Annotated in this window: 1 protein-coding gene and 1 pseudogene; one reads left to right on the top strand and one right to left on the bottom strand. The window is 34.7% G+C overall.

The features are described from left to right. A pseudogene (locus VOI25_RS13040) lies at nt 1-3,943 on the bottom strand (hypothetical protein); the annotation flags it as partial. A 460-nt stretch (nt 3,944-4,403) separates the two neighbouring features. Between VOI25_RS13040 and VOI25_RS13035 the strand changes: the two are divergent. Continuing rightward, a complete protein-coding gene (locus tag VOI25_RS13035) occupies nt 4,404-5,993 on the top strand; it encodes a peptide chain release factor 3 (RefSeq protein ID WP_323789517.1) in 1,590 nt (529 codons plus the stop codon). Nucleotides 5,994-6,000 lie beyond the last annotated feature (7 nt).

The following is a 6,000-nucleotide window of genomic DNA, read 5'->3' as shown; positions in this document are numbered from 1 at the left end:
TATCTACTAAGCCAACTCCGGTTAAGGTTACATTTCCTGTGTTCGCTACCGTAATCGTATAGTTTATAACATCACCTGCACCTAACACACCATCTCCATTATCTACTACTACTGCACTCTTCTCTGCTATGATACTTGGATCTTCGCAATTATCAACATTCGGATCAACAGAACTTACATCATTTTGTTGACCAGTAGAACCACCTACTTGAGGAACACCGTTAGCATCAACAATATCACCAAGAGAGTCATCACCATCTAAATCAGAAGCAATAAAACCACCATCACCTTCAAGAGCATCTGGACAACCATCATCATCACTATCTGAATCTAAATGATTAGGAATTCCATCTTCATCTGTATCAAATAAAGTAGTAATAGGATTGTTAAAATTACTAACACAATTAAACTCAATACTATGTCTCCTAGTTACAGGATTATTAGCAGTTATTGCGTTTACACCAAGTCTTATTGTTTGACTTGATGTATTTAAATATCTTGTTGAATAATTTACAGAAGGATTAGCATTTGATGTACCAGAAAAATTGACATTACTTGAAGTACCAATTAACCATGGACTATTATCTGAAATAGTAATTTCAGAAGGACTGTCTAAAGTATAGCTTATTGGATATTCTGTCCAGTTTTGTTCTAATATATTAGCATTTCCATCAAGGTCATTAAAATTAATAAACAATTCAGGTATTACAACTGGTGTCGTAGTTCCAGATTGAACAAAATCAATCTGATATTCAATATAAGGCATTTGACCTAAAGGAACATTACCGACACGTGTTTCTGGCTTGAAGAAAGTTGGGTCGGTAGAATTTTCGTCAATTGCATTTACGAAACAATTATAAGTTTCGTTAATAGTTACTAAAGCATCCATTCCTGGTGCGACATTAGAAAATCTAAATACTTCTCCTTCTATGTAAGTAAAAACTGAGCCATCACCTAATTCTTCAGTAGGAGCATTACTAAAATCTAACGTAGTTTGCCCACCACAGATTGGTTGGCTATTAGTCGTATTTCCTTGTTCGATAACATCAAGTAATCCGTCATTATCATCATCATCATCACAACCGTCAGCATACAAATCACCATCATTGTTTTGGGTATCGTCAAACCCTGGACATTGATCGTTAGTATTGTTCACACCATCACCATCATCATCACATTCTCCTGACGTAACATTCGGATTCGTTGAACTAATATCATTTTGTTGACCAGATGAACCTCCAACTTGAGGCACACCATTAGGGTCCACGATATCTCCTAAACTATCTTCAATATCTAAATCTGTTAAAGCAAAGCCGCCGTCACCTTCAAGAGCATCTGGACATCCATCATTATCACTGTCTTCATCTAAAAAATCAGGTATTCCTCCACCATCGGTATCTTGACAAAGTTCTACAACAATATTATCTAACCTAAAATCATCCGATACTCCAGCTCCAGCAGAGAAAGCTCTTACACTAATAACAGCTGAACCTGATGTAGGAACAAAAAATAGGGATTGTGATGCAAATATATCTGCACCTCCATTATCAGCTTGAATTTGGGCTGCGGTTTTACTGTAAACAATAACTCCGTCAATTGAAATTTCTAGAGTCGCATCAATAGCACTTGATGCGTCTGCACCATCCTGAAAAGTAAAAGCGGTAATTACGCCATCATATACTGTAACAGTTTGCTCAAATGTTGAATCAGAATTATCAGCTGTAAATCTTGCTATTCCACCTCCAATTCCTGATCTAAACCAATCTAAATTTCCTGATTCTGTCCATCCTGTAACTAAGTTTGAATCAAAATTACCATTTATTAATGCATTTGAAGCATTACATTCAACAACATCTAAAAGTCCGTCATTATCATCATCATCGTCACATCCATCTGGAATAGTATCATTATCTATATCTGCAGTATCATCAAAACCTTCACATATGTCTGAAGCATTTAGAACGCCATCATTATCACAATCGTTCGTAGGAAAATCTAAACAATTTCCAACAACAATGGTCACATTTGCTGTAGCACAAACAGAATTATCGATATCTAAACAAATTGTATATTCAACAGTATAAGTTCCAGGTGCACTTCCAGAAGGTACATTGATAGTTCCATCAGAATTAATTGATACACCTATTAATCCACCATCATTACTAATAGAAATATTATCATCTATATTTGCATCAGTAGCTGCAATTCCATCAGCTAGATCTTCAGTTGAACCATTATCTGCAAATACACTAGATGTTGTACCTCCTGCTATCGGATTGAATGGTGAGCTACTGAAATCGTCGTCTTCAGCTGTGATACTATAACTACAAGAAACTGGAGCTGTAAAAACATTTGGATTAGTAAATACGCACGAAACATCATCTGAAAATGTTGCAGTAATTGAAATAGCACTTCCATTCGCAGGCAAAACCACATCATCAAACACGTAAGGCGATGTTAACCCTGTAACTGAAACTGAACCAGTTCCATCACCTGTTAATTCTAGTGTACCTGTAGCAGGAATATCTGAAAACTCTACTGTGATATCTGCCGTAAAAAAATCATCTGCATCATTTAATGGAGTGGCATTATCATTACAAACTGATTCGTCAGATGACGTAATAAGATCAACAGAGCAAGTATTAACTCCACAAACATCAAAAGCAACTATTGTGATACACTCAAAACTAGTAGCAGTAGATCCTGTAAGTCCACCTGTACTTCCATCTATAACGTGTCCTGTAAAACAAATAGTTTTTGTATCTCTATTATAAATTGTTGTAGCATGACCACCTGTACTTACATACACAGCGTCGTCGTCGTCTATAGTATAACCTCCTGGAATAGTTGGATATTCGGTAGTTGTGTCAGTACCCTGACCAATTGCTCCTTGATTATTTGAACCCCAAGTAAGCAAAATTCTTTTTGAAGTTGGTGTTGCTCCTTCAGTAATTGCACCAGCGCTTGCCCATTGTTCTGAAGATTGATTAGACGAAATTTGCAAGACATTTTCAATAGGATCTCCCGCAGAATCATCAATTGTTACCCAATTTAAAACTTCCGTAGTCGCTTCATTTATAATTTTTTGAGTAGTATTAAAACCTACTCCATACATTCTTCTATCAGTTCCTAGTGCTAAAACACCATGTTCGTTTGATTCGTCATTGTAAAATGCCGTTATATAAACTGGAGTTGATACTGGCGCAGTCATTAAGGTTGCATAGTCATAGTTTGCTGCTGCATTTCCATCTCCTAAATGAACATTATCTCCCCATACATAAATGTCTCCATCATTTTGAATCGCGTATAATGCCACATCACTTCCAGTAACATGAAAAACATCTGTTATAGGTACTCCTGAAGACGTCTCTACTTGTTGCCAAATTGTTGTGTCCGTTGATGTATTACCGTTAACCCTATCCTCTCTTGATGCAATCCACACATTACCTGCTATTGTATTTATTGCTAAAACATTAGATGTCGCATATAAATCTGTAACATCTGTTGCTAACACTCCTGGAGGCAACGCCATAACAGCAAATGTTGCCCCTGAAACAAAATCTCCATCTACTACTTCATTAACTTGTCCCCAAGCATATAGATTTGTTGTCGTTAATAAAAAAGCCTGACCTCCAGAATTTCCAGATACGGCATATTGTACAATGGAACCGGTAAAGTTGTACCCATTTGCGACAGAAATTTCTTGAATTGCAGTAACATTCCCTCCATCAAAATCCATGTCCTCTCCCCAAGTAATTAAACCTGTAGGTGTTTTAGCTATACTTTGATGGTAAGATGTTATAATTATATCATCTTTAGGATTATAGGTACCATCTGCTTCTGGCACAGGACATTGAGCAAACAAAAAAGTTTGAAAACTTATAATTGCAGTAAATGCAAATAAAAACTTCTTTATAAACGAGAATCGAGTAGAGATTTTCATAAAATCTTGTATAATTATTTGTTCTTATAATTTTCTTTAACACTTAAACGAGGTCTTCATAAAGCAAAAAAACCTCATTTCATACATATATTACGTATGAAACAGGTTTACTGTTTATTTGTGTAGGTCCAATTTTAGTGCTATTAATCTTGTTCAAATGTAATAATTTCGAAAATAATTTACCACAAATTTTAACATTTAGTTTGTCGATTAAAGGTTTGTTTTAAACGACAAAAAGCAAAAATAGAGTATTTTCCTTTATTTCCAATTATCAATATTACTAATTTAGATTGCTAGATTAACCCTTCCCAACTTAATTTATTAACAACCTTAACAACAAATCTAATTTGTTAATTACATTTATTCTGACACCAAATCAATTTCTAAGTCACTTTTTAGCTTTTAAATACTTCTTTATATCTCTTTATTGTAATTATATTTGCAGCTACATAAATGAATTATGAGTTTTTTAAAAGAAATCAATAGACGTCGGACTTTCGGAATTATTTCCCACCCAGATGCTGGTAAAACAACTTTAACAGAAAAATTATTACTTTTTGGTGGTGCCATTCAAGAAGCTGGAGCCGTTAAGAGTAATAAAATTAAAAAAGGCGCTACCAGTGACTTTATGGAAATAGAACGCCAAAGAGGCATCTCTGTAGCTACTTCTGTTTTAGCATTTGAATATGATGGTATTAAAATTAATATTCTTGATACTCCTGGTCACAAAGATTTTGCTGAAGACACCTTTAGAACGCTAACAGCTGTTGATAGTGTCATTGTAGTCATTGATGTTGCAAAAGGTGTTGAGGAACAAACCGAAAAACTTGTAGAAGTATGTCGGATGCGAAACATACCAATGATTGTATTCATTAATAAAATGGATCGTGAAGGTAAAGATGCTTTTGATTTATTGGATGAAATTGAACAAAAACTAGGATTAACAGTTGTCCCTCTTAGTTTTCCAATAGGAATGGGTTACGATTTTAAAGGCATCTATAATATTTGGGAAAAAAACGTCAATTTGTTTAGTGGTGACAGTCGTAAAGATATTGAGGAGACCATAGAAATAGATGATTTATCGTCTTTAGAGTTAGATAAACTTGTTGGAGATAAAGCTGCTCAAACCCTTAGAGAAGAAATTGAACTCGTTGAAGGAATATATCCGGAATTTGATAAGGACAAATATTTAAATGGTGAACTACAACCTGTGTTTTTTGGTTCGGCACTTAATAACTTTGGAGTTCGAGAGCTATTAGATTGTTTTGTAGAAATTGCGCCTAAGCCTAGACCAAAACAAAGCGAAGAACGATTGGTAAAACCTGAAGAAGATAAATTCTCTGGTTTTGTTTTTAAGATTCATGCCAATATGGATCCAAACCATCGTAATCGTTTAGCTTTTATAAAAATCGTTTCCGGAGAATTTAAGAGAAACGCTCCTTACCTTCATGTAAGGCATAATAAGAAATTAAAGTTTTCAAGTCCGAATGCCTTCTTTGCTGAAAAGAAAGAAATTGTAGATATTTCTTATCCTGGTGATATTGTTGGATTGCAAGACACAGGGAATTTCAAAATTGGAGATACTTTAACTGAAGGTGAAATTCTAAATTACAAAGGTGTCCCAAGCTTTTCTCCGGAACACTTCAGATATATTAATAATGCAGATCCTCTAAAATCTAAACAATTAAATAAGGGGATTGATCAATTGATGGATGAAGGTGTAGCACAATTATTTACACTAGAATTAAATGGTCGTAAGGTAATTGGAACTGTAGGAGCACTACAATATGAAGTGATACAGTACAGACTCGAGCACGAATATGGAGCAAAATGTACCTATGAAAATTTAAATGTGCACAAAGCGTGTTGGGTAGAACCTAAAGACAATAAAAGTGAGGAATTTAAAGAGTTTAAAAGAGTAAAACAACGTTTTTTAGCAAAGGACAAAAGAAAACAACTTGTGTTTTTGGCCGATTCTCCGTTTTCTTTACAAATGACACAACAGAAATATCCTAATATTACATTTCATTTAACTTCGGAGTTTGACTAACTAACCA

The sequence above is a fragment of the Psychroserpens sp. genome (genome assembly GCF_034670085.1).
In the GTDB taxonomy this organism is placed as follows: Bacteria; Bacteroidota; Bacteroidia; order Flavobacteriales; family Flavobacteriaceae; genus Psychroserpens.
This window is presented reverse-complemented; position numbering and strand designations above follow the sequence as displayed.

Excerpts from the sequence above, each read along its gene's own strand:
- VOI25_RS13035 (WP_323789517.1), top strand. The coding sequence starts at position 4,404 with ATGAGTTTTTTAAAAGAAATCAATAGACGTCGGACTTTCGGAATTATT.